The following is a 25,004-nucleotide window of genomic DNA, read 5'->3' on the forward strand; positions in this document are numbered from 1 at the left end:
GGGCCGTCGCAAGCGACGTTGAAAAACGTTCCCTACGTTTTTTTAGCGGGGCGCAGTAGCGGGCAGTTTTGGCAGTATTCCTGCGGCTGCGACGCCTTGTAATAAAAACAGCAGGTGCGGCGAAAGCGCACGTCACGAAAGCTCATCGAACGCCCGGCTACGGGAACCCGCGTTTTCGCACGGAAGAACGGTTTCAGCGGGTTGTCATCACAGCCAAAACGTTCGCCGGGCGCCGCCAGCAAGGCGTCGAAATCCTGCTGCACCTGTTGTGCCAGCGTCATTCCCGGCGAACAGGCCGCCGCCGGATCGTCCCACTCAATGCGCTGTTCGTATAACGAAAACACCCGCACCGCGACATTTTCCCACAGAATGCGCAGCGGCGCGCCCGACACCGTCGACAGCGTATGCAGGATCGGTGACAGGTGTTGAGCAAACAGCGTGTCGAATAGACTATCGCGCCATACATCGCGTTGCCCCAGCTCCGGCTGAGATACGGTGAGATCGTAAAGCGGCATGGTCGATGTCCACAGGCGGGCGTGTCCGAATTCCAGCACACTGTTATCCAGCGTCATGTTCAGCCCTTTGTTATACACCGACATAGCGTACAGGCTGGCGGCCGTGGTTAAGAACCCTATCCGCTTTGCCAGCAGCGAAGCGGTAATCTTGATCGATGGCGACAGCAACGGCGGCGTCAGCGTTTCCAGCAGCCAGCGGCAATACTCAGGATCCAGCACCCTACGGCTCGGGCAACTCTCCTGCCCTGCCCGCTGTGAGGCATCCGTTAATTGCAACGTGCCGGAGAGCATCGCCCACTGCGGTGCCGTCAGGCGGTTAGCCAACATCGGCCACGTGCTCCGCTGCGTCACGTCCAAACGGAATGCACAGCGGCGTGCCGAAGAACGGATCGTCAATGATGCGGCAGTTCAGGTTAAACACCGTTTTTACCGTGGCTTCCGTGAGAATGTCGCGCGGGTTGCCCTGCGCAAATACCGTCCGGTTATGTACGGCCACCATGTGATGCGCGTAGCGACACGCCAGATTCAGATCATGCAGCACCATAACGATGGTTTTGTGCTGCTGCGCGTTCAGCTCCCGCAACAAATCCAGCACTTCCATCTGATGCGCCAGATCGAGATAGGTCGTCGGTTCATCCAGCAGAACGATATCGGTATCCTGCGCCAGCGTCATCGCGATCCAGACGCGCTGGCGCTGCCCGCCGGACAGCGAATCCACCGCACGATCCTTTAATGCCAGCACGCCAGTGCTGCGCAACGCCTGAAGCACTTTTTCTTCATCCGTTGCCGACCACTGTTTCAACCATGACTGATGCGGGTAGCGCCCCATTTTCACCAGTTGATAGACCGTCAGGCCTTCCGGCGCGGTCGGCGTTTGCGGAAGAATCGCCAGCGACTTCGCCACCTCAACGGTCGATTGCCGATGAATATCCGCCCCGTTAACAATAATCGTCCCGCTCGTGGGTTTCAGCAGACGGGCAAACGACTTCAATAGCGTGCTCTTGCCGCAGCCATTACTGCCCACCAGCACCGAAATTTTCTGAGCGGGCAGCGTGATATCCAGCGCATCAATCACGACCTGTTTTTCGTAACTCAGCGTCAGCGACTGGCTGGCAATCGCTTCTCGGTCAGTTGGGGGGACATGTGTTGGCAACATATTCTCTAGCATCATCTTGCGATCTCAGTAACGTTGCCGAAGCAGTAAATAGATAAAGAAAGGCGTCCCAAGCACGGAGATAAAAATACCGGCAGGCAGATCCAGCGGTAAGAACGCCGTGCGGCCAATCAAATCAGCCACCATCACCAATAAGCCGCCCGTCAGCGCCGACACCAGCGCCAGTCCGGGGAATGAGCGGCTCGCCAGCTTTTTCGCAATGTGCGGGGCCAGCAGGCCAACAAAGGCCATCGCGCCCGCATAGGCAATCGCCGCCCCTGCCAGCGCGACGCTCAGCGTCAACAGAGCGAGCCGGATGCGCCCGACAGATTGCCCGACACCGCAGGCCAGCGCGTCATCCAGCTCATGCACGTTAACGTGTCGCGCCAGCCCCACCAGAAACGGCGCACCGAGCAGCAGCCAACCAACCAGATCAGACACATGCTGCCACTGTGCGCCGTAAATACTGCCCGTCAGCCAGACATAGGCCGTCAGCGTAGTGCCTATCGGGCTAAACACCAGCATCATAGTCACCGCCGCGCCCATAATGGCAGACAGACCAACGCCGACCAGCACCAGCCGCAGCGGCGATGCGCCTTGTTTCCAGGCCAGCAGATAAATGGCGACGGCGGTGATCCACGCCCCGCCCATCGCTGCCACCGGAAGCCAGCGCTGGCTTATCGCCGTCGCCAGAAACGAGAGGAAGAACACTGCCGCTGCCGATGCGCCGCTGGTAATCCCCAGAATATCCGGCGAGGCCAGCGGATTACGTACAATGCTTTGCAGAATCAAGCCGGATATCGCCAGCGCGCCACCCACCAACAGCGCTAGCAGCGCACGCGGCAACCGCAGGTCGTTGACGATAAAGTGCACGCCGCTGTTTGCTTTTCCCAGCAACGCCGACATCACCTGCACAGGCGACAGCACCACCTCACCCAGCGACAGCGAGAGGAACACGACGGCTAACAGCACCAGCAGGAGCGACAACGCCACCGCAGACGTGCGGCGATCAATCTGGCGCGACACTATCCCTACGCGCACGGTATATACCTTACCCATGCCGTATTCCTCTTCTCGCCAGATAAATGAAGAATGGCGCCCCCAGCAGCGCAGTCATTGCCCCGACCGGCACTTCCTGCGGCACGATCAGCAAACGCGAGGCGACATCAGCCAGCAGCAACAGCGTGGCACCGAAAATAGCGCAGCCGGGCAGCAGCCAGCGATGATCGGCAGACAGCACGCGGCGCACAATATGCGGCACGATCAGCCCGACAAAACCGATATTTCCGGCTATCGCCACCGCGCCGCCCGCCAGCCCGATCACGCACAGCCCGGACAGCGCACGCACCAGCGCGGTTCGCTGCCCCAGCCCTTTGGCGATCTCGTCGCCCGCCACCAGAATATTCAGATGACGCGCCAGCAGCAGCGCGAGGAAAAGTGCGATAACAAAGTACGGCAGGAGCGGTAACAGCATCGACAGGCTGCGACCGGACACCGACCCGGCCAGCCAGAACAGCATGCTGTCCAGCCCGTCCTGATTGACCACCAGCAGCGCCTGCGTAAACGAAATAAACAGCGCGCTAATCGCGGCACCGGCCAGCACAATGCGTAAGTGGCTGGAACGGGCGTTGCCCAGCGTTCCCAACACATACACCATGACGCCAGCCACAGCGGCACCCAGATAGGCCGTCCACGCCAGCGCGATCTGTGAGGAAAAGGTAAACAGGGAAGACAGCAGGACGATGGCAAACATGGCTCCCGCGTTAATACCAAATATCCCCGGCGACGCCAGCGGGTTACGCGTCAACGCCTGCATTAACGCACCGGCAACCGCAAGACTGGCACCAACGACGATAGCAATCACCGTCCGCGACAGGCGGGTCGTTAGCACCAGTATGTGATCGATCTGCTGCGGATCGTAATGGAACAGTGAATTGAACACGGCTCCCAACGGAATAGTGGTTTGCCCCAGCATCAGGCTGGCGACGATACTCAGCAGCAGCAATACGACACCCGCTGCCGTCACGATGCCCTGTCTCATCGTGTAGGAATCTCCTCTGCGGCATCGCGCTTTTTACCGGCAAATTCGGCCTTGCCAGCAAACTGCCGTTCGATATCGTCCAGCATATTATTCGCCCCCAAGATACCGCCAGACAGACTCCAGGCCACGTTATCCACCGGATAAACCTGTTGCTGCTGGGGCGCATGCAGTCGTTGCCAGAGCGGATGCGCCTGCCAGTCGCGATAGTTCTGCGCCACCGCGGGCTTGTCCGAACGCAGCAAAACAAAGAACAGATCGGCATCCACCACCGGAATGCTCTCTTTGCTGGTGAGTTTTTGCATCACGCCTGACGTATAGCTTTCTGGCCGCGACCAGACAAAACCAATTTCCGACAGCACCGATCCAGCAAAGCTGGCAGGCAGATAGCTGCGCATGTGATCTTCACGGAATTCGAGAATAGACACGCTGAGCGGCCAGCGTTCGCTGAACTGGGATTTTAGCCGATCGCGCAGCGCATCCACGCGCCGATCCCAGTGGGATAAAATTTCGTTCGCTTTCTCTTCCCTGTTCAGCGCTACGCCCATCATCTGCACCGTTTCTTTAAATTCAGACACCCTGTCGAGCGCAATCGTCGGCGCAATCTGCGACAGCAGACCGTAGATTTTCTCATGCCGAAACGTAGACGCCACGATAAGGTCAGGCTTGAGTAGCGCGATGGTTTCCAGACTAGGCTGCGTTTCCAGCCCGACCAGCGTTACGCCCTGCAAAGCGGGACGCAAGTAGCGATAAATCGGCTTCTCCGTCCACGATTCCACCACACCAATCGGTTGGATTCCCAGCGCCACGGCGGAATCCGTCGCCCCTTGAAACAACGTCACGATACGCAGCGGCGTCCCCGTCACCGTGGTTACGCCCAGCGCATGCCGAATCTGACGCGGCACTTCTGCCGCCTGCACTAACGTCACCAGCAGAAAAGACAACAACACGGCCAGCGTAAAACGCTGCCGTGTTGCTGAACTGAAGATGGTATTAAATCGGTTAAGCTTAGAAATCAATCGAATAACCCAGCGTCACCGTACGACCACGCCCGGAGAAATAGCGCGTGTTGTTAACAAGCCCCGCCTGTGAATAGTAGGTGATGTACTGTTTATCCAGCAGGTTCGCCACCGCCATATTGAGGCGACCATACGGCAGCTTGTACCCCACGGCAGCATCCATCAACAGGTAACCGTCAAACGCCATACCTGCATCGTCAAAACTGCGGCCAAAGGCATAATTCGCCTGCACGAATGAGCTCCATTGGTCGTTCCAGTTCGCGGACCAGCTTGTGATAAGGCGATCCGGTGCGATATTCAAGCCGTTGAATTTCTTATCCACCTTACCATCGCCATTGCTGTCGTAATTCCCCTCGCTATGGGCATAAGAAGCATTAATTTTATGCTGCTCGTTAATTTGGTAGCCAGCACTGACTTCTACCCCACGGATCTGGGTACGCTGACGTTGGGACACAAAGACATCACCTTGTGCCAGAACGCGTTCGCCCAGTTTTGATTTGGACTCATAGTAGCTGGCTTCAAAGTCAAACTTATCACGCTTAAAGCGGAAACCTGTCTCTACGTTATCCGTCACAATCGGCTTAAAGCCGTCAAAATTTTTCAGGCTAATACCGGGTTGATCAATGGCACGCAACGCACGACCCACATCCGGCATGCCGAATCCTTCCGAGTAGTTGGCAAACAGGCTGAGTGAATCCGTCGCGGCATAGACGATACCGGCGTTATACAGTGTCTCATTAAATTTCGGACTCCCCCCTGCTACGGATACACTATTATCTGCCTGAGAGGCCGTACTGGAGGCCAGCGTTCGATAATCATTAACCTGAAGCTTGGCAATTTCATGGCGTACGCCCGCGTGCAATGTAACGTTATCCAGCAGTTGATATTCAGCCTGAACAAACGGTGAATAGTTGGTGTATTCCATCTCCGGCACATAGGTACGCTTGGTCAGATAGAGATCCTGCTTGCCCTTATCGTACAGCGTATCGAAACCCACCGTGACTTTCAGCGTGTCATCCAGCAAATCGTCTTTAGTCAGCGCCAGCTTGGTGCCGTACTTATTGGCAACGGAGCGGGACTGATCGTACAGCGTACTTAGAGGAGCAATGGAGGTATCCTGAAAGGTATCCGACAAGGTTGCACCAAACAGTGCCTCATAGCGCTGATTAAACACCAGCGCGGACAGTTTCATCCCTGCCAGATCGTGGTGTTCGTAGGTTAATCCCGTTGTCCAGATACTGTTATTCGGCGCTTCACCCGGTGGCGTACCGCGTACCGACGTGGTAGGAATACCGAGCCTGCGCACGCCGTCAACGCTAAGGTAGTCATTGTCACCTTTGATATGATAGCGGTTCACGCTCAGTTGAACGCGCTGATAGTCATCCAGCCAGTAGCCGACTTTCGCTAACAGGTCGTAAGAGCGGGAGTCCATGGTGTCACCCTGCGTGTTATCCACGCCGACAGGGCGATTGTTACCGTCCAGATACAGCCCCTGATTCTCATAGCCAATCGCGAACAGGTAGTCGAGATAATCTTCACGTCCGTCGACCCGATAGGTGGTTTTATAGCTGGCAGTTTCACCGCGAATTTTCTCCGTCGGGATCGTGGTTTGCACATTGACGTGCTGGTTAAATGAGCCGTTTTCCGGTCGACGGGTGATGATGTTAATCACGCCCCCCGTCGCGCCCATGCCGTTGGTCGCGTTGGCACCGTGGATGACTTCAATACGCTCGACCATCGAGTAGTCTATCGTGTGCATTTCACGCCCGGTCGGACGCAACGGGTTGGATTGCGGAATGCCGTCGATCATCACCAGCGCCGCACGACCGCGGAAGGTTTCACCGCTGCCGCTCATTTTCTGCCGGCTGGGGGAGAACGAAGGCAGCAGATTGCTCAGAATTTGCGACGAGTCGGAAGTGACCTGCATCTGTTGCTCAATTTGCTCTTTGGTAATCACGGTGACCACCTGCGGCGCTTTCTGCTGCTGGATATTCGAGCGTGAGGCGGTAATTACCATCTCATCGCCGCTCGCCTCATCCTTTTTGGTCGTGTCATCCTGTGCATACGCCGGAGCAATCAGCACGCATGGCATCAGTGCGAGTAAAGTACGCATCTGGTTCACTGTCCTTCCCCTTTGGTTATGTATCCAACCGTGAATAAAAGTCATTACCGGTGACGAGGTGCTTATCTGGGAACAGGCACGTCGTGGCAGGCAAAAAAATACCAAAATGCTTCACTTCACGCGAAACATCTTGGCGGGTATTACCGGCTAAGGCATTGAACAGCGGGGTTTCCACCCAATGCATTGCATCAATGCCGTCAGCTCGCCATGTAATTGCTAATAACAATTATTATCATTCAACGGGATAAATTACAATTCTTTCGAATTCCTTCCATTTTTTTAACAAAATAAAGGCGTTACGCCAGATAACGTCGGTATTGCGCAAAAACCTCGACCGGATGTAACGCATTTTTGTGATCTCGATCACTCTAAATCATCATAAACCCCTGTAACCCGTCATATGATTAATAACCTTCAGAAATAAGAGACGACCTGCCCTCTTAACGGCCTGCGGGATTGCTACCGCCGACAAGCACACCGCTGATAAACAAGGAACTATGCTTGATAAACAAGGAACTATGCGTGATGAACAAGAGAAAACTGGCGTTCGCCGCCCTCGTCCTTATCCTGCTCGGCGTGGGTTACGGCTTTTATCACCATCAGAAGCAGCAGGAAAAACCGCTCACGCTCTACGGCAATATCGATATCCGCACCGTCAATCTGGCCTTTCGCGTCGGCGGCAGAGTGGCAGAGTTGAACGTAGATGAAGGCGATGCCGTACAGGCAGGCCAGCCGCTGGCAACGCTCGATGCCGCGCCTTATCGGAATGCACAAAACCAGGCACAGGCGAATCTCGCCAGCGCGCAAGCACAGCTTCAGCTTGCACAGGAAGGCTACCGGCAGGAAGAGATCGCGCAGGTGCGATCTCAGGTTGTCCAGAGTCAGGCGGCCTATGATTACGCCAACAGCTTCTACCAGCGTCAGCAAGGGCTGTGGGACAAACGCGCCATTTCCGCCAACATGCTGGACGATGCCAGAACGACGCGCAATCAAGCGCTTGCGACGCTACAGGCGGCGAAAGACAAGCTGAGCCAGTTCGAAAGCGGTAACCGACCGCAGGAAATTGCCGCTGCGCAGGCAGCGGTGGCACAGGCCGAAGCCGGACTGGCTCAGGCGGAACTGAATAAGCAGGATACCGAACTGCTGGCTCCTTCCCCCGGCGTCATCCTCACTCGCGCCGCCGAAAAAGGCAGTATGTTGGCATCCGGCAGTACCGTTTTCACCCTTTCCCTCACTCGCCCGGTTTGGGTTCGCGCCTACGTGAGCGAGAAAGATCTCGGGCGCGTCGTGCCCGGTAGCCACATGCTAATTTACACCGATGGCCGCCCCAATCAGCCCTATCGTGGCAAAGTCGGTTTTGTCTCACCTAGCGCCGAATTCACACCGAAAAGCGTCGAAACGGAAGATCTCCGCACCGATTTAGTTTATCGCCTGCGCATCGTCGTTAACGATCCCGACGACGGCTTACGGCAAGGGATGCCGGTCACGCTGCGTTTTGAAGACGCACGCACGGAGGATGCCAATCGCGCTCACGAGCCCGTTCGCCATGACTAATTTTCCCGCGCAGATCGCGCTGGACGGGCTGGAAAAACGCTTTGCAGGACAGGAGAAACCCGCGCTCGCCAGCCTCACCGCCGAGATCCACAGCGGTGCGGTTACCGGGCTGGTTGGCCCCGACGGTGCGGGTAAAACCACTCTGCTGCGCATGCTGGCCGGATTATTAACGCCCAGCCACGGAACTCTGCGCGTGGCGAATCTGGATCCCATCAAAGAGGATCGTCAGCTCCATGCCATTTTGGGCTATATGCCGCAAAAATTCGGCCTGTATGAAGATCTGACGGTGATGGAAAACCTGACGCTGTATGCCGATTTGCGCGGTATCACCGGCGATGTACGCAAAGAAACCTTTGACCGCTTGCTGTCATTTACCGATCTGACCCGCTTTACCGACAGGCTGGCAGGCAAACTGTCTGGCGGTATGAAACAAAAGTTGGGGCTAGCCTGTACGCTGCTGGGGCAGCCTAAGGTGCTTCTGCTGGATGAACCGGGCGTGGGTGTCGACCCGATCTCTCGTCGTGAACTATGGCACATGGTGCACGAACTGGCCGACGACGGCATGTTGATCCTGTGGAGCACGTCATACCTTGATGAAGCGGAGCAGTGTCGGGATGTGCTGCTGCTAAACGAGGGCGAACTGTTGTATCGCGGTGCGCCGCGCGATCTGACCGCCCGCATGGCCGGACGCTGTATTTTGATTGATACCGGCGATCGCCGACATCGGGATGTATTGCAGGAAGCGCTGCGCCTACCACAGGTCAGCGACGGCGTGATTCAGGGGCAGTACGTCAGGCTGATGCTAAAACCTGATGCGGATCGGGCATCCCTGCTCTCCGCCTTGCATCTGGAAGCTGGCAGCCTGCACGATACCGATCCGCGCTTTGAAGATGCCTTTATCGACCTGTTGGGCGGCGGCCCGACCAGTGATTCATCGCTGGCGAGCATCATGCCGCAGATTGACGTCAGTCGTGGCGAAACGGTGATTGAAGCTCAGGCGCTGACGAAAAAATTTGGTGATTTTGCTGCAACCGACCACGTCAGTTTTCAGGTGAAGCGAGGAGAAATCTTCGGCCTGCTCGGCCCAAACGGCGCGGGAAAATCGACCACCTTCAAGATGATGTGCGGCCTGCTGGTGCCGACTGACGGCAAAGCGCTGGTGCTCGATATGGATCTGAAAACCAGCTCCGGTAAAGCCCGTCAGCATTTGGGTTATATGGCGCAAAAATTCTCGCTCTACGGCAATCTGACCGTCGAACAGAACCTGCGCTTTTTCTCCGGCGTCTATGGGCTCAAGGGCAAGGCGCAGCGTGATAAAATGGCCGGAATGACCGACGCCTTCAACTTCCAGCCGATTTATCGCCAAACGCCAGATGCCTTGCCGTTGGGATTCAAGCAGCGGCTGGCGCTGGCCTGCGCGCTGATGCACGAACCCGACATTTTGTTTCTCGACGAACCGACCTCCGGCGTCGATCCGCTCACCCGACGCGAGTTCTGGATACACATCAACGGCATGGTCAATCGCGGCGTCACGGTGATGGTCACCACCCACTTCATGGACGAAGCCGAATACTGCGACCGCATCGGGCTGGTGTATCGCGGCAAGCTGATCGCCAGCGGTACGCCGGACGAATTGAAGCATCAGGCAGCCAGCGCACAGATGCCATCGCCGACGATGGAGGAAGCCTTTATCGCGCTGATTCAAGCGTACGACGGGGAGGCGGAACATGGTTGAACAGAATAGATCCGAGCAGGATAAAACGAGCCAGCGCGGCAGCACGCACTTCTCCACGCGTCGCCTGCGGGCGCTGTGCCTGAAAGAGACGCGCCAAATCTTGCGCGATCCCAGCAGCGGGCTGATTGCATTCGTCATTCCGCTGCTGTTGCTGTTTATCTTTGGCTACGGCATCAATCTGGATTCCAGCCGCCTGCACGTCGGTATCCTGATGGAGCAACAGAGCGAAGACGCACGCGATCTGGCGAATACCTTCGCAGCCTCGTCGTTTATCGCGCCGACCATCAGCAATAATCGTCAGCATCTGATTCAACAGATGCAGGCCGGCAGTATTCGCGGACTGATCGTCATCCCCACGGACTTTGCCGAACGGCTGGCGCGGCCGGGCGATCGCGCGCCGATCCAGGTCATTACCGACGGCAGCGAACCCAACACGGCGAATTTTGTGCAGGGGTACGCGGAAGGTATCTGGCTACTTTGGCAACAGCAGCGGGCGGAAGATCGCGGTGATACCTTCGAGCAGCTTATCGAGGTGCAATCGCGCTACTGGTTTAATCCAGCCGCCATCAGCCAGCATTTCATCATTCCCGGCGCGATTACCATCATCATGACGGTGATTGGCGCGATTCTCACCTCGCTGGTGATCGCCCGCGAATGGGAGCGTGGGACGATGGAGGCGCTGCTCTCTACGCAGGTCACCCGTGCCGAGCTGCTGCTGTCCAAACTTATCCCTTATTACTTCCTTGGGATGATCGCTATGACGCTGTGTATTCTGGTGTCAACCTTCATCATGCAGGTGCCCTATCGCGGTTCGCTGATTTTGCTGTTTGTTATCAGCAGCCTGTTTCTTGCCAGCACGCTGGGCATGGGGCTGCTGATCTCCACCCTCACCCGCAACCAGTTTAACGCCGCAATGGTGGCGCTAAATGCCGCATTTCTGCCTGCCATCATGCTGTCTGGCTTTATTTTTGAAATCGACAGCATGCCGGAATTTGTCCGCGGTGTGTCATACCTCATCCCGGCGCGCTATTTTGTCAGCACGCTGCAAACGCTGTTTCTCGCGGGGAATATCGGTACGGTACTGATGACTAACCTGCTGTTTCTGATTCTCTCCGCGATGGTCTTTATTGGCCTGACAGCCTGGCAAACCCGGCGCAGGCTGGATTAAGGAGCGACTATGCTGCATCGTCTGTGGACGTTGATTATTAAGGAATTGCAATCGCTGCTGCGCGATCCGCAAACGCGCTCCATTCTGGTGCTGCCCATTATCCTTCAGGTTTCGCTGTTTCCTTTCGCCGCGACGCTCGACGTGACCAACGCGACCATTGCGATTTACAGCGAAGACAGCGGCCCCCACGCGATAGAACTGACGCAGCGCTTTGCCAAGGCCAAGTCCTTTTCTCACGTGCTGATGCTACATAACTCACAGGATATTGCACCGACGCTGGATAATCAGCACGCGCTTCTCATTCTGCGTTTCCCGCCACAGTTCTCGCGCGATATCGCCAGCGGGAACAGCGCATCACTCCAGCTTATTCTGGACGGCAGACGCTCTAACAGCGCACAGATCGCCGCCAACGCCGTGCAGCACATCGTGCAGGATTATCAGTTGGCATTGCTGGCAGCCAGACCCGCTCAAAACGCCCTCAATCAGAACAATAGCGAGCTGGTGGTACGCCACTGGTATAACCCAAATCTGGACTACAAATGGTTTGTCGTCCCGTCGCTGATTGCCATGATCGCCACTATCGGCGTGCTGATTGTCACGGCGCTTTCTGTGGCACGTGAGCGGGAACAGGGCACGCTGGAACAACTGCTGGTTTCGCCGCTGTCCACCAGCCAGATATTTATTGGCAAAGCCGTGCCCGCGCTGATTGTCGCCACGTTTCAGGCTACGATCGTGCTGCTGGCGGGCATATTGATTTTCCACATACCCTTCGCCGGATCGCTGCTGCTGTTTTACACCACGATGCTGATCTATGGCCTGTCGCTGGTGGGCTTCGGCCTGCTGATTTCCTCACTCTGCTCAACGCAGCAGCAGGCGTTTATCGGCGTGTTCGTCTTCCTGATGCCCGCGATTCTGCTTTCAGGCTATGTGTCACCGGTTGAGAACATGCCGATCTGGTTGCAGCACATCACCTGGGTTAACCCAATTCGTCACTTCACCGACATCACTAAGCAGATTTACCTCAAGGATGCGGATTTCAGCATTATCTGGGGCAGTCTATGGCCGCTGTTTATCATCACGCTGACCACCGGCTCGGCAGCCTACGCCATTTTCAGGCGGAATATTGCGTAATAGCGGATAAGGGAAAAAGATAGGTAGGAAGCTGTCTGGCGCGGGGAACCGCACCAGACAGGAGAGATAAATTAACGACGATTACCGAAAATACGCAGCAGCATCAGGAACAGGTTGATGAAGTCAAGATACAACGTCAACGCGCCCACGATGGAGTATTTACGGAAGCTGTCTTTGTCATCAACGGACAGCTGCTCGCCGATATTTTTCAGCTTCTGGGTGTCATACGCGGTCAGGCCGACAAACACCACCACACCGATATAGGTTACTGCCCACATCAGCGCTTCGCTTTTCAGCCACAGGTTCACCAGCGAAGCCAGAACAATCCCGATCAGCGCCATGAACAGCATGCTGCCAAAGCCGCTCAAATCACGCTTCGTGGTATAGCCGTACAGGCTCATCGCCCCGAACATCCCTGCCGTAATCACAAAGGTGCTAGCGATGGATTCACCGGAGTACATGATAAAAATGCTGGAGAGCGTCAGCCCCGTCAGCGCGGAATAGAGCATAAACAGCGACGTGGCAACCGTGCCGCTCAGGCGCTGCACCATGCCGGAAATCACAAAGACCAGCCCCAGTTGGGCAATGATCAGACCGAAGAACGTGATCTGGCTGGAGAAAACAAAATTCAGTACGGCAGGCGTATTCGCCGCATACCAGGAGACGAACGCCGTCAGCAGCAGGCCGCAGGTCATCCAGCCATAAACTTGTGCCATATAGGTCTGGAGACCAGACTGCGAGCGCTCAACGATTGAACCCGAGCGTGGATATCTGTCCATGATGTTACCTTTGCATAAAGTTATCTGATTAACGCGGCGCGAACCGCCCGTTTGAGGATCGAGATTAAATATTCTCTCCCCACCATCCTTTTATCCTAACACAGAAATGGACTACCAGCGCTGCGCGGCCTGCTTATCACTGTCGCGTGATTCCACCCAGCGTTCACCTTCCGGCGTCGCTTCGCGCTTCCAGAATGGCGCGCGGGTTTTCAGGTAATCCATAATAAACTGGGCGGCATCAAACGCCGCGCTGCGGTGAGCGGCACTCACGCCAACGAACACAATTTCATCGCCCGGATAGAGTGCGCCCACCCGATGAATCACGCTTACACGAGGCAGTTCCCAGCGCTCACGTGCCAGTTCGACAATCTCCGCCAGCGCCTTTTCCGTCATGCCGGGGTAATGTTCCAGCGTCAACGCGCTGACGTCTTTCGCCAGATTGTGATTACGCACCTTACCGGTGAACGTCACCACCGCGCCGTCTTCATCACACTGCGCCAGCCACTGATATTCATCGCCTACATTGAAGTTCTCTTCGCCGACCAGAATACGCGTCTCTGCCACGATCAACCTCCCGTTACCGGTGGGAAAAACGCCACTTCATCGCCATCCTGTAACGGGTGCGAGAGCTCAACCAGCGACTGGTTCACCGCGGCCAACAGCTTGCCCGACTCCAGCGCCAGCGCCCAGCGTGCGCCGCGTTGGCATAGCGCCTGTCGGACGTCTTCTACGGTGGCATATTCGGCAGACAGCGACAGGCTGTCTGTCTCGATCAGTTCACGAACTTGCGCAAAAAACAGAATCGTAATCATGCTCCCTCCGCCGTAAAGTCGCCGGATTTGCCGCCGCTTTTCGCCAGCAGGCGCACCGGACCAATCACCATGTCTTTCTGCACGGCCTTGCACATGTCATAGATGGTCAGCGCAGCAACAGAAGCCGCCGTCAGCGCTTCCATCTCCACGCCGGTTTTCCCCGTCAGACGACACACGGATTCGATACGAACGCGATTGTGCTCCGGCTGCGCTTCCAGCTCGACAGCGACTTTACTCAGCAGCAGCGGATGGCAAAGCGGAATCAGTTCCCAGGTGCGTTTCGCTGCCTGAATCCCGGCGATGCGCGCGGTGGCGAACACGTCGCCCTTGTGGTGGCTGCCAGCAATAATCATCGCCAGCGTCTGCGGTGCCATTTCAACGAAAGCTTCCGCGCGGGCTTCACGCACGGTTTCAACTTTGGCGGAAACATCTACCATCGCGGCTTCGCCAGCGGCGTTAATGTGGGTCAATTGTGGCTTAAGTGATGACATAGTGAATAAGGCTTACCGTTAAGAGGATTTTTTCAAGTGCGGGTAAAAATTGCACGGCTTCTGGCGCGCATCCAGCTGTTCCTGAATGATACGTTCCCATGCGGTTTGACAGGCGCGAGTCGAACCCGGCATGGCGAAAATCACCGTCTGGTTAGCCAGACCGGCAAGCGCGCGGGATTGCAGCGTCGCCGTGCCAATATCTTCATACGACACCATGCGAAACAGCTCGCCGAAGCCTTCAATTTCCCGATCGAACAAGACGCCAATGGCTTCCGGCACCACATCCCCTGCGGTAAAGCCCGTCCCGCCATTAATCAAAATGCCCTGCACCTCGTCGCTGGCAATCCACGCCGAAATCTGTGCCCGGATCTGGTACAGATTCTCTTTCACGATGGCGCTGTCGACAATGCGATGCCCTGAGGACTGCGCCGCTTCGCGCAGATAGTCACCGGAGGTGTCATCTTCCGCCGTACGGCGTTCGGACACGGTTAGAACCGCAAGATTGAGAGAAACGAATTCGCTGCTGACTTTGCTCATGTCAGGCTCCTTTAAGAATCAGTGATGTCGCGGATTAACCGCCGATAAATGACAGGTTTTGCGTGATGCCGCTATTCCCTTCGTGCAGGAAATGGGTCTGCTTTTTCGCCGACAGCCCGCCCGAGATACGCATTTTCAAATCATCGAGGTGACGATCGTCGGCCAGCAAATCACGCAGCGGAATGCCCTGTTCGCCAAAGAGACACAGATGAAGATTACCCACAGCGGATACGCGCAGACGGTTGCAGCTCAGGCAGAAATCTTTCTCATACGGCATAATCAGCCCGATTTCGCCCTGATAGTCAGGATGGCAGAATACCTGTGCTGGGCCGTCGCTGCGTGCGCGTTGTTGCTGCTGCCAGCCTTGTTGCAACAGTTGCTGGCGGATCACCTCGCCAGAAACGTGATGACGGCGGAACATATCGCCCCCTTCCCCTGTTTCCATCAACTCAATAAAGCGTAGTTGAATCGGGCGGTGTTTAATCCAGTCGAGAAAGGTTTGTAGGCTGCCCGCGTTCACATCACGCATCAGCACCGTGTTAACTTTGACCTTGGCAAAGCCACAGTCAAAGGCCGCATCAATGCCGTCCATCACCTGCCGGAATTTGTCCTGCCCAGTAATCGCATGAAACTGGCGTGCATCCAGACTGTCCACGCTCACGTTCAGCGCCGTTAGCCCCGCATCACGCCACTGTGCAGCATCTCGCGCAAGGCGATAGCCGTTAGTCGTGACCGCCAGCGTACGAATCGCGGGGTTTTCACGAATGGCTGCGATGATATCGACAAAGTCCCGGCGCAGAGACGGTTCACCACCGGTGAGGCGGACTTTTTCCGTCCCTAATTCGGCAAAAGCGCGGCTGACGCGACGAATTTCATCGAGTGATAAAAAGCGATGTGGATTCGTGCCATTGGCCTGATAACCATCCGGCAGACAATAGGTACAGCGAAAATTGCAGACGTCTGTGATAGACAGACGCAAATAGTAGAACTTGCGCGCAAACGCATCAGTCAGTTGACTCACCATAAACACCTTTCCAAATACGGGAGATGCAGGCATTTCTGCCTCGCACCCTGGTGACCACGAAGGCCACGGCCAGGGCACCGTATCACACGCACTACGCGCATCACTTAGGCACCAAGGCTAGGAGTTTGATTCCTATCAGTTATCCGTTAAAGCGCAGCGAGATAACCAGTCAAGAATCGTGATTTCATTAAGCAGTCTACTGCGAAAAAGCACAATCAACCACTCTCAAAACACGCTATATAATTAAATATATAGCGTGTTTTCAATATCTTATGATGTACAGCATACGGAAAAATACGCGGCAAAAATTGTCTCAGGTCATGCCCAGGTGAGGATTTTTCGCGTTTTAAGGTTAAATCAGCTACCTTAGCGACAATTCTTATACCCTAAATAATTCGAGTTTCAGGCAGGCGGCAAGAGAAGGAATCCCGATGAGCTTACTTGAGTAAGTGATTCGGGTGACTGACAAACTTGCCTTTGGCAGGTTTGAACGCTGCTTGCAGCGGCCCTAACGGGGCGAGGCACACGCCAGTAGGCCGAGTAGCGCTGCCAACGCACAGGCAACTTGAAGTATGACGGGTATACACGTTATTCATATTCCTCTGGCTCACTCATAAGGTTTTCTATGCGCAATCGCACGTTGGCCGACCTCGACAGGGTTGTCGCACTCGGAGGCGGGCACGGTTTAGGTCGTGTGATGTCTTCGCTCTCTTCCCTGGGTTCACGGCTAACCGGCATTGTCACGACGACAGATAACGGCGGTTCGACTGGCCGCATCCGTCGCTCTGAAGGCGGCATTGCTTGGGGCGATACCCGCAATTGCCTGAATCAACTGATTACGACGCCCAGCGTGGCATCCGCGATGTTTGAGTATCGGTTTAACGGTAACGGTGAACTTGCCGGGCACAATCTGGGTAACCTGATGCTAAAAGCGCTCGATCACCTGAGCGTGCGGCCGCTGGAAGCCATTAACCTGCTCCGTAACCTGCTCAAAGTGGATGCCTTTTTAATTCCGATGTCCGAGCATCCTGTAGATTTGATGGCAATTGATGAACAGGGCAACCCCGTTTATGGTGAAGTCGAGATCGATCAGCTGGCAGCTTTACCACAGGATTTGATGCTGTACCCGACTGTGCCGGCCACGCGCGAGGCGATTGATGCCATCGCCAAAGCCGACCTGATTTTGATTGGTCCCGGCAGCTTTCTGACCAGCCTGATGCCGCTGCTACTGCTGGAGGATCTGACTCAGGCACTTCGCCGCACGCCCGCCCCTATGGTATACATCGGCAATCTGGGCAATGAACAGAGCAACCCTGCTGCCCGTCTGACGCTGGTGGAGAAGCTATCCTGGATTGAACACAAGGTAGGGAAACCTGTGGTTGATGCCGCGATCGTCGGTCCAAAAGTCGATATCAGCCAGATTGGCGACCGGCTGGTCGTACAGCAGGCGCTGGCCGCAGAAGATGTTCCTCACCATCACGACCGTGAGTTACTGCGCCAGGCCATCGATCGTGCGCTACAGCTGTTGGGCTCTCAATCCCGCAGCCACGGCGTATAAGTCACGCCAACCAGAATGCCTTCGGGACTCAGGAAACGCGTGACCTGCTGTCCCCAAGGCTCAAGACGGTTTTCCACCAGTAACACATAGCCTTGCGCTTTCAGCGTGCTGGTGGCTTCCACCATGTCAGCCACTTCGAACTCCAGCCAGCTTTGCGGTTCAGGAAGATCCGCAGGCCAACTGTCGTGCCCGAAACAGGACTCGCTAGCCTGTGACAGCGGCCAAAGCGCGAAATGCTTCACGCCCTCCATCTCATCGCTCACCAGATAGTCGCTTCCTTCCGCAACGGGCTTCAGCGGCAACTTCAGCGTATCAACATAGAGCGCATGGCTGGCAGAAAGGGATTTCACGATCGGCCCGAAACCTGCCACAAACAGCACTTCTACACCCGATATAGTCTGATCCATCATTGATCCTCAGTGAACGCTTGTATCCTTAGGATACAGCAATAAATTGCGCGCGCAGTGCGTGTACTTCATCGCGCAGAGCGGCCGCCTCTTCAAATTCAAGATTCTGCGCGTGCGTCAGCATCTTGCTTTCCAACTCGCGGATTTTCAGCTCCAGCGCCTTCGGCGTCATGAGTTCATAACCTGCTGCTGGCTCTGCCGCTTTACGGCTGCCACGCCCTTTGCCTTTGTTCGTCGGCTTACCGAGTTGCAGGATATCGGAGATCTTCTTATTGATTCCCTGCGGCACAATCCCGTGTTCGGTGTTGTAGGCTTCCTGCTTCTCGCGGCGGCGCTCCGTTTCACCAATCGCTTTCGCCATCGACGCAGTAATCCTGTCGCCGTAGAGAATGGCTTTGCCACGCAGGTTGCGTGCCGCACGGCCAATCGTCTGGATCAGGGAACGTTCAGAGCGCAGGAAACCCTCTTTATCGGCATCCAGAATCGCCACCAGCGACACTTCCGGCATATCCAGCCCTTCACGCAGCAGGTTGATGCCCACCAGCACGTCGAACTCGCCAAGACGTAAATCACGGATGATTTCCACACGTTCGACGGTATCGATATCCGAGTGCAGATAACGTACCCGCTCGCCGTGTTCTTCCAGATATTCAGTGAGGTCTTCCGCCATTCGCTTGGTCAGCGTGGTTACCAGCACCCGTTCATTAATTGCGGCACGCAGGCGAATTTCGGAAAGCAGGTCGTCCACCTGGGTTGCGACAGGTCGCACTTCGATGATCGGATCGAGCAGCCCGGTGGGACGCACTACCTGATCAATCACGTCACCGCCCGATTTTTCCAGTTCATAGTTACCCGGCGTCGCAGACACGTAGATCGTCTGTGGAGCCAGTGCTTCAAATTCTTCAAATTTCATCGGTCGGTTATCCAACGCCGAAGGCAGCCGGAAACCGTATTCGACCAGCGTCTCTTTACGCGCGCGGTCGCCGCGATACATACCGCCGATCTGGGGCACGGTGACGTGGGATTCATCAATGACCAGCAGCCCGTCCGCAGGCAGATAGTCAAACAGCGTCGGTGGTGGCTCGCCGGGACCGCGACCGGAAAGATAGCGTGAGTAGTTTTCGATACCGGAGCAGTAGCCCAGCTCGTTCATCATTTCCAGATCAAACTGCGTGCGCTGGCTCAATCGCTGCTCTTCCACCAGTTTGTCATTGGCCAGCAGCACCCTTTTACGGTCGACCAGCTCAACCTTGATCTCTTCCATCGCCTGCAAAATACGCTCACGCGGCGTGACGTAGTGCGTTTTTGGATAGATGGTATAGCGCGGCACCGTCTGGAGGACGTAGCCCGTCAGCGGGTCAAACAGCGACAACCGCTCGACTTCTTCATCGAACAGTTCAACACGCAGCGCGATTTCGTCAGATTCCGCAGGGAAGATATCAATCACCTCACCGCGCACGCGGAACGTGCCGCGCTGAAACGCCTGATCGTTGCGGGCATACTGCAACTCAGCCAGACGCCGCAAAATAGCACGTTGGTCAATCAGCATCCCCTGCGTCAAGTGCAGCATCATTTTCAGATAGAGATCGGGATCGCCCAGACCATAGATTGCGGACACCGAAGCCACGACGATCACATCGCGCCGCTCCAGCAGCGCTTTTGTCGCAGAAAGACGCATTTGTTCGATATGTTCGTTAACCGACGCATCTTTTTCGATGAAGGTGTCTGAACTTGGAACGTAGGCTTCTGGCTGATAATAATCGTAGTACGAGACGAAGTACTCGACGGCATTATCCGGGAAAAATTCTTTCATTTCGCCGTACAGCTGGGCTGCTAGCGTTTTATTTGGCGCCAGCATCATCGTCGGCCGATTAAGGTCGGCAATCACGTTGGCGATCGTGAACGTTTTACCTGAGCCAGTTACCCCGAGCAGCGTTTGGTGCGCTAACCCATCTTCCAGGCCCTCTTTTAAACGACGAATGGCCTTCGGCTGATCGCCTGCTGGTTTAAAGTCAGAATTCAGTGTAAATACTTTACTCATCGTCAAGCACGCTACTCATTCGTTATTACGCATCGCTCAAGACGATGGCCGTGGGTGGATGTTCGGAACTTTAATTCTGGATGCCAATGGCGAGATTCGCTACCGCAATGATACTGGATAGAAAAACAGCATCAAGCAAATTGTCGCCGGATTGGAGGACTAATTAACAAATGAATTTGCTAGCACATTCATATTCAATCTACCAGATAAACTCATCATGATTTATCCCCAGTGTTGGTAGACCTGTAACATGCTGGGATGGCCGGTGATGCTAATTTATGCAACTACGCCCCATTGATGTTCAAGGCGCTTGATTTTACTTAACGATATGATAATAAATAGATTAAAAAAACCGAGGAGAATAACGTCAACCTGGCGACAACCCGCGCCAGCTCTCGGTTAGCATACGTTGTCTTTCCATAATGCACATAGTTATCCACAGAAATGGTGGATAACTCCCACAATCCCGCGTCAGTACTGAGTTAGAGAAATACCCGCTTCATTCGCGATTCCCTCTGATATGGATTTTCTTAACACTCTTTCTGTGATTTATCGCATAAGTATTAGACGGAAAAAGACTAAAAACAGCAGAGAGCTAAATCGCAATCATTCAGGCATTTCGGGGAGTTCGGGGAAATTCAAGAAGATTTTATCTATTAATTGACATGAAAATATTGATATTACACGAATGAAGCCATCTACGATAAAAATGAGTTGGGGGTTAATGGTTTCATCACGGCCAGCCCGTAGCAAGTCAGACCAAAGCTGTTGGCACTGTGCTTCGGTCCATGAATAGTTTCTCTGGTAGATGGGAATAACAAACTGTGGCGATTTACGCAAAAATTTAAGCAGATGAGTTTCTGTAGCTTTCACTTCTTATTTCTTAGTCCATTTAAAAAAGAGCGAACCGACAAATCCGCTCGCGAATCCGCGCCGATGTCCTTCGTCCATTGGCGTGTTTTCGCCAGCGTGGATTCAGCGTTGCAACCCGCGAAAAACTCTCGCCATATGTCAATGGGCGTTAAGTCAGCCCAAACTGGCAAGACGCGCTTATCACACGTACAATCGAAAACCTAAAATAGCCCTTACCGAAAAATGACGCTTAACAGGACTGAGAGTGAATAAACAGCAGCTTGCAGCAAAAATCTGGGAATCCGCCAACCAGATGCGGTCTAAAATTGATGCCAATGAATACAAAGATTACATTCTCGGCTTCATCTTTTATAAATACCTTTCGGATAAGCTTGAGCGCTTCGCCATCAGCGAAGAATTTAGCAAAGAGGATATCCAAAATCTTTCAGAGCGCGACGAGCAAACGGTAAACTTTTTCAAGGACAATCTTGGTTACTTTATCATTCATGATCACTTATTTTCTACCTAGTTAGATTTAGGTACCGACTTTCAGGTCTCTGACGTGCGAGAGGCGCTATCTGCTTTCAGCCGCCTTATTCATCCCGATCATAAAAGCCTCTTTGACGGCATTTTTAAAACCCTTGAAACAGGCTTGAGCAAGCTCGGTGACACGGCACAGAAACAGACGAAAGCCATCAGTGAACTCATTCAGCTCATCAAAGATATCCCTATGGATGGGCGTCAGGATTATGATGTCCTCGGCTTTATCTATGAGTATCTCATCAGCATGTTCGCCGCTAACGCCGGAAAAAAAGCGGGCGAGTTTTACACCCCCCACGAAGTCTCTGTACTGATGTCTGAGATCATTGCAGATCACGTGAAGGGAAAAGACAAAATTGATATTTATGACTCGACCAGCGGCTCCGGTTCGCTGCTGCTCAACATCGGTAAGTCCATCGCCAAGCACATGGGTAATAATGAAGGCAATATCAAATACTTCGCCCAGGAGCTAAAAGAAAACACTTACAACCTTACCCGTATGAACCTCATCATGCGCGGCATTCTCCCTTCTAATATTGTCACCCGAAATGGAGACACGCTGGAGGACGGCTGGCCGTTTTTCGATGACAACGATCCTATCAACTCTTACATCCCGCTTTACCTCGACGCTGTCGTTTCAAATCCGCCTTATTCGCAAAAGTGGGATCCCGAACATAAAGACACCGATCCGCGCTATTCTCGTTTTGGCTTAGCGCCAAAATCCAAGGCTGACTACGCTTTTCTTCTGCACGATCTCTATCACCTGAAGCCCGATGGCATCATGGCTATCGTCCTGCCCCACGGCGTACTCTTCCGAGGCGGGGAAGAGGGGGAGATCCGCAAGAACCTTATCGAAAATGACCACCTTGATACTGTCATTGGTTTGCCGGCGAATATTTTCTTTGGCACCGGCATTCCCACCATCATTCTGGTGCTCAAACAAACGCGTAAAAACAGTGACGTGCTGATCGTTGATGCCTCCAAAGGCTTTGCCAAAGAAGGCAAGAGTAACAAGCTGCGCTCATGTGACATCAAAAAAATCTGCGACACGGTTATCGGTCGTCAGAATGTGCCGGGCTTCAGCCAGATAGTGACTAAAGAAAAAATCCGCGAAAATGGCTACAACCTGAATATCCCACGCTATGTTGACTCCTCAGAACCCACTGAAAACTGGGATCTCTATGCCTCCATGTTCGGCGGCATCCCGCAAGCTGAACTTGATGATTTAGATGACTATTGGCAGGTTTTCCCCCGCCTTCGTGCCGAACTCTTTACGGACAACGGGACGCCCTATGTTGCTCCACAGGTTGATAACCTGACACAAGCGATCCGCAGCCATTCTCAGGTACAACAATTTGAAGCCCGCTTTATCGCCGCTTTTGCTGATTTCCCCGATTACCTGAAAAGCGAGCTGATTGAGAACGTGTTGACGCTCCGCATACCACAGCAAAAACCCATTATTGGTGAGGACATTTTCACGCGCCTCTCGCCGCCGACGCTGATTGATAAATACCAGGCCTATCAATTGCTGGCAGACCAATGGCAGCACATTGCTATCGACCTCGAAATCATTCAGACCGAAGGTTTTGAAGCGACTCGCCAGGTCGATCCGCACTTTGTCATCAAAAAGAAAAACGGCAAAGACGTTGAAGTACAGGATGGCTGGAAAGGCCACATCATGCCCTTTGAGCTGGTGCAAACGACCTACCTTGATGAGCCGTTGGCTGCGCTGCGTAAAAAAGAAGCCAGAATGAGCGAAATCAGCGCTGCGATGAATGAAATTCTGGAAAGCTTCAGTGAAGAGGAAAAAGACAGCGAAGTTGTGCATGAATCGGGTGATAAATTTGTCAATGCCATCGTGACCAAAGAGGCAAAGCAATTTAAGGCCGATATGAAGAAAGCCGGCAGTTTCGATGCCGATGCTTATGAAGCAAAAATCATTCAAGCCGCAGATTTAATCACGGAAGAAAGTGCGCTCAAGGCTGAGATTAAAAAAGAGGCAGCCGAACTTCACCAATTGACCAAAGAGACGATTGAAAGCCTGAGCGATGTACAGGTAAACGAACTGCTGGAACGCAAGTGGGTTACGCCACTTAGTGACGCACTCCATCAGCTACCCACGAAACAAATCGATACTCTGGCGAGCAAGCTGCAAGCCTTAGCCGAAAAATATCAAATCACCTATGCCGATAATGCCCGTGATATTCAGCAGGCTGAGAATGAGTTGGCTGACATGCTTGACGAACTGGATGGCAATGAGTTTGATCTTAAGGGCCTTGCTGAACTGAAAATTTTGCTGGCGGGTAACTGAAATGACCCAACTTAAACATAGCAAAACTCCCAAAATAAGATTTCATGGTTTTTCCGAAGATTGGATAAAGAAGCAATTTAATCTTATCACTTCAAGAACTTCATTGTATTGTTGTGAGGAAAATCTTCCTCGCCTTGAATACGAAGATATTATCCCTGAGTCAGGCCAATTAAATAAAGATTTATCGAAAAAAAAATCGAATAAAAAAGGAATTAAGTTTGAAAAAGAAGATGTGCTTTTTGGTAAGTTAAGGCCATATCTTAAAAATTGGTTATTAGCCCCGTTTGATGGGATCGCTGTTGGTGATTTTTGGGTTTTGAAACCTTCAGAAACAGTTCCATCATTTCTGTTTAGATTGATACAAACAAATATGTTTGAAGTAATTGCAAATCAATCTGCCGGTTCGAAAATTCCTCGCTCAGATTGGAACCTTGTTTCAAATTCTTTCTTTTATATTTCAGCTAGTTTACTTGAACAAAGAAAAGTTGGCGTTTATTTCAATCGGCTGGATGAAATCATTACCCAGTATCAGCGTAGGCATAAAAAACTAGTCACACTAAAACAGGCAATGCTGCAAAAGATGTTCCCTCAAGGCGGGGCTAACATCCCTGAGATCCGCTTTAAGGGTTTCTCTGGGGATTGGGAAGAAAAAAAACTGGGTGATATTTGTGAAATTGTTGGGGGTGGTACTCCAAGCACATCAATTCCAGAATATTGGGGGGGTAATATTGACTGGTATTCTCCAACTGAAATTGGCTCAAACGTCTATGCTCGTGAAAGCGTGAAAAAAATAACTCAACTAGGTTTAGATAAGTGTTCTGCAAAAATTCTTCCAGCACGAAAAACCGTATTGTTTACCAGCCGTGCGGGAATTGGCGATATGGCAATTTTGAAAAAACCGGGATGTACAAACCAAGGTTTTCAATCATTGGTTTTAAATGATGATATTGATACCTACTTCATTTATTCCATGGGATATATGTTGAAAAATTATGCACTAAAACATGCTTCTGGCTCTACCTTTCTGGAAATTTCAAGTAAGCAACTCAAAAAGATGGAAATACGTCTTCCCAAACACAGCGAACAACAAAAAATCGGCGCCTATTTCCGCAAACTGGACGAGCTGATATCCCAACACGCCACTCAGCTTGAAAAGCTCAAACAGATCAAATCCGCTTGTCTGGCGAAAATGTTTGTTTAACTCGAGACCGATCAAA

At 53.5% G+C, this 25,004-nt stretch carries 23 protein-coding genes, 1 pseudogene and 1 riboswitch; of the genes and pseudogenes, 8 read left to right on the plus strand and 16 right to left on the minus strand.

The features are described 5' to 3' along the window. Nucleotides 1–32 precede the first annotated feature (32 nt). From LOZ86_RS13805 to LOZ86_RS13835, 7 genes are read right to left on the minus strand one after another with little or no spacing between them, the layout of a single operon-like run. Nucleotides 33–842 (minus strand): IucA/IucC family C-terminal-domain containing protein, encoded by an 810-nt coding sequence (locus tag LOZ86_RS13805; RefSeq protein ID WP_039512543.1) that lies wholly within the window; start codon nt 840–842, stop codon nt 33–35. Then, nucleotides 832–1,683 (minus strand): ABC transporter ATP-binding protein, encoded by an 852-nt coding sequence (locus LOZ86_RS13810; RefSeq protein ID WP_039512578.1) that lies wholly within the window; start codon nt 1,681–1,683, stop codon nt 832–834. The genes LOZ86_RS13805 and LOZ86_RS13810 overlap by 11 nt, the downstream gene beginning before the upstream one ends. Nucleotides 1,684–1,695: 12 nt before the next feature. Beyond that, a complete protein-coding gene (locus LOZ86_RS13815; RefSeq protein WP_039512541.1) occupies nt 1,696–2,727 on the minus strand; it encodes a FecCD family ABC transporter permease in 1,032 nt (343 codons plus the stop codon). Then, nucleotides 2,720–3,709 carry a FecCD family ABC transporter permease gene (locus LOZ86_RS13820; RefSeq protein ID WP_039512539.1) on the minus strand — a complete coding sequence of 330 codons (990 nt, stop codon included), beginning with the start codon at nt 3,707–3,709 and terminating at the stop codon, nt 2,720–2,722. The genes LOZ86_RS13815 and LOZ86_RS13820 overlap by 8 nt, the downstream gene beginning before the upstream one ends. After that, nucleotides 3,706–4,725 carry an ABC transporter substrate-binding protein gene (locus LOZ86_RS13825; RefSeq protein ID WP_039512537.1) on the minus strand — a complete coding sequence of 340 codons (1,020 nt, stop codon included), beginning with the start codon at nt 4,723–4,725 and terminating at the stop codon, nt 3,706–3,708. Before LOZ86_RS13825 ends, LOZ86_RS13820 begins: the two co-directional genes overlap by 4 nt. Next, nucleotides 4,715–6,838, minus strand: a complete 2,124-nt coding sequence (locus tag LOZ86_RS13830) for a TonB-dependent receptor (protein ID WP_230242162.1) — start codon at nt 6,836–6,838, stop codon at nt 4,715–4,717. The genes LOZ86_RS13825 and LOZ86_RS13830 overlap by 11 nt, the downstream gene beginning before the upstream one ends. A gap of 25 nt (nt 6,839–6,863) precedes the next feature. Beyond that, entirely contained in the window at nt 6,864–7,073 is a 210-nt protein-coding gene (locus LOZ86_RS13835; protein ID WP_156890153.1) for a hypothetical protein, read from the minus strand. Nucleotides 7,074–7,372: 299 nt separating this feature from the next. On the opposite strand from LOZ86_RS13835, the gene hlyD reads away from it, so the two are divergent. From hlyD to LOZ86_RS13855, 4 genes are read left to right on the plus strand one after another with little or no spacing between them, the layout of a single operon-like run. Continuing rightward, entirely contained in the window at nt 7,373–8,401 is a 1,029-nt protein-coding gene (gene hlyD / locus LOZ86_RS13840; protein ID WP_039512536.1) for a secretion protein HlyD, read from the plus strand. Then, nucleotides 8,394–10,136, plus strand: coding sequence for an ATP-binding cassette domain-containing protein (locus LOZ86_RS13845; RefSeq protein ID WP_039484445.1), 1,743 nt, complete (start codon nt 8,394–8,396; stop codon nt 10,134–10,136). Before hlyD ends, LOZ86_RS13845 begins: the two co-directional genes overlap by 8 nt. Beyond that, nucleotides 10,129–11,304 carry an ABC transporter permease gene (locus tag LOZ86_RS13850; RefSeq protein ID WP_039484444.1) on the plus strand — a complete coding sequence of 392 codons (1,176 nt, stop codon included), beginning with the start codon at nt 10,129–10,131 and terminating at the stop codon, nt 11,302–11,304. The genes LOZ86_RS13845 and LOZ86_RS13850 overlap by 8 nt, the downstream gene beginning before the upstream one ends. A gap of 9 nt (nt 11,305–11,313) precedes the next feature. After that, nucleotides 11,314–12,435: an ABC transporter permease gene (locus LOZ86_RS13855; protein ID WP_039484441.1), complete on the plus strand. Its 1,122-nt coding sequence runs from the start codon at nt 11,314–11,316 to the stop codon at nt 12,433–12,435. Between the two features lie 71 nt (nt 12,436–12,506). Here LOZ86_RS13855 and LOZ86_RS13860 read toward each other — a convergent pair whose 3' ends face one another. The 6 genes from LOZ86_RS13860 to moaA all read right to left on the minus strand — a co-directional run bounded on the left by LOZ86_RS13860 (nt 12,507) and on the right by moaA (nt 16,078). Then, nucleotides 12,507–13,214, minus strand: a complete 708-nt coding sequence (locus LOZ86_RS13860; RefSeq protein WP_039484438.1) for a Bax inhibitor-1/YccA family protein — start codon at nt 13,212–13,214, stop codon at nt 12,507–12,509. Nucleotides 13,215–13,325: 111 nt separating this feature from the next. Then, entirely contained in the window at nt 13,326–13,778 is a 453-nt protein-coding gene (moaE, locus tag LOZ86_RS13865) for a molybdopterin synthase catalytic subunit MoaE (RefSeq protein WP_039287286.1), read from the minus strand. Nucleotides 13,779–13,780: 2 nt separating this feature from the next. Then, nucleotides 13,781–14,026, minus strand: a complete 246-nt coding sequence (gene moaD / locus LOZ86_RS13870) for a molybdopterin synthase sulfur carrier subunit (protein WP_039484434.1) — start codon at nt 14,024–14,026, stop codon at nt 13,781–13,783. Next, nucleotides 14,023–14,517: a cyclic pyranopterin monophosphate synthase MoaC gene (moaC, locus tag LOZ86_RS13875; RefSeq protein ID WP_039512529.1), complete on the minus strand. Its 495-nt coding sequence runs from the start codon at nt 14,515–14,517 to the stop codon at nt 14,023–14,025. Before moaC ends, moaD begins: the two co-directional genes overlap by 4 nt. An 18-nt stretch (nt 14,518–14,535) precedes the next feature. Beyond that, nucleotides 14,536–15,054, minus strand: a complete 519-nt coding sequence (gene moaB / locus LOZ86_RS13880; RefSeq protein WP_039512527.1) for a molybdenum cofactor biosynthesis protein B — start codon at nt 15,052–15,054, stop codon at nt 14,536–14,538. A gap of 34 nt (nt 15,055–15,088) precedes the next feature. Next, on the minus strand, nt 15,089–16,078 hold the full coding sequence (moaA, locus tag LOZ86_RS13885; protein WP_039512526.1) for a GTP 3',8-cyclase MoaA: 990 nt from the start codon (nt 16,076–16,078) through the stop codon (nt 15,089–15,091). Continuing rightward, nucleotides 16,066–16,214: riboswitch (molybdenum cofactor riboswitch) on the minus strand. Its footprint overlaps the gene before it by 13 nt. 489 nt (nt 16,215–16,703) lie before the next feature. On the opposite strand from moaA, the gene yvcK reads away from it, so the two are divergent. Next, nucleotides 16,704–17,636, plus strand: a complete 933-nt coding sequence (yvcK, locus tag LOZ86_RS13890; RefSeq protein ID WP_039484424.1) for a uridine diphosphate-N-acetylglucosamine-binding protein YvcK — start codon at nt 16,704–16,706, stop codon at nt 17,634–17,636. Here yvcK and LOZ86_RS13895 read toward each other — a convergent pair. The 3 genes and pseudogenes from LOZ86_RS13895 to LOZ86_RS21430 form a co-directional block, all read right to left on the minus strand. Next, a complete protein-coding gene (locus LOZ86_RS13895) occupies nt 17,612–18,043 on the minus strand; it encodes a VOC family protein (RefSeq protein WP_039484421.1) in 432 nt (143 codons plus the stop codon). The genes yvcK and LOZ86_RS13895 overlap by 25 nt on opposite strands. A gap of 28 nt (nt 18,044–18,071) precedes the next feature. Beyond that, nucleotides 18,072–20,084, minus strand: coding sequence for an excinuclease ABC subunit UvrB (gene uvrB / locus LOZ86_RS13900; protein WP_039484419.1), 2,013 nt, complete (start codon nt 20,082–20,084; stop codon nt 18,072–18,074). 731 nt (nt 20,085–20,815) lie between these two features. Further along, nucleotides 20,816–20,957: pseudogene (locus LOZ86_RS21430) on the minus strand (DUF262 domain-containing protein); the annotation flags it as partial. A 244-nt stretch (nt 20,958–21,201) separates the two neighbouring features. On the opposite strand from LOZ86_RS21430, the gene LOZ86_RS13910 reads away from it, so the two are divergent. From LOZ86_RS13910 to LOZ86_RS13920, 3 genes are read left to right on the plus strand one after another with little or no spacing between them, the layout of a single operon-like run. After that, on the plus strand, nt 21,202–21,465 hold the full coding sequence (locus LOZ86_RS13910; protein WP_230242164.1) for a type I restriction-modification system subunit M N-terminal domain-containing protein: 264 nt from the start codon (nt 21,202–21,204) through the stop codon (nt 21,463–21,465). 33 nt (nt 21,466–21,498) lie between these two features. Further along, a complete protein-coding gene (locus LOZ86_RS13915) occupies nt 21,499–23,787 on the plus strand; it encodes a type I restriction-modification system subunit M (RefSeq protein WP_230242166.1) in 2,289 nt (762 codons plus the stop codon). Nucleotide 23,788: 1 nt separating this feature from the next. Beyond that, nucleotides 23,789–24,988 carry a restriction endonuclease subunit S gene (locus LOZ86_RS13920; protein WP_161547101.1) on the plus strand — a complete coding sequence of 400 codons (1,200 nt, stop codon included), beginning with the start codon at nt 23,789–23,791 and terminating at the stop codon, nt 24,986–24,988. Nucleotides 24,989–25,004: the final 16 nt, after the last annotated feature.

This window comes from Pectobacterium parvum (assembly GCF_020971565.1).
Taxonomy (GTDB): domain Bacteria; phylum Pseudomonadota; class Gammaproteobacteria; order Enterobacterales; family Enterobacteriaceae; genus Pectobacterium; species Pectobacterium polare.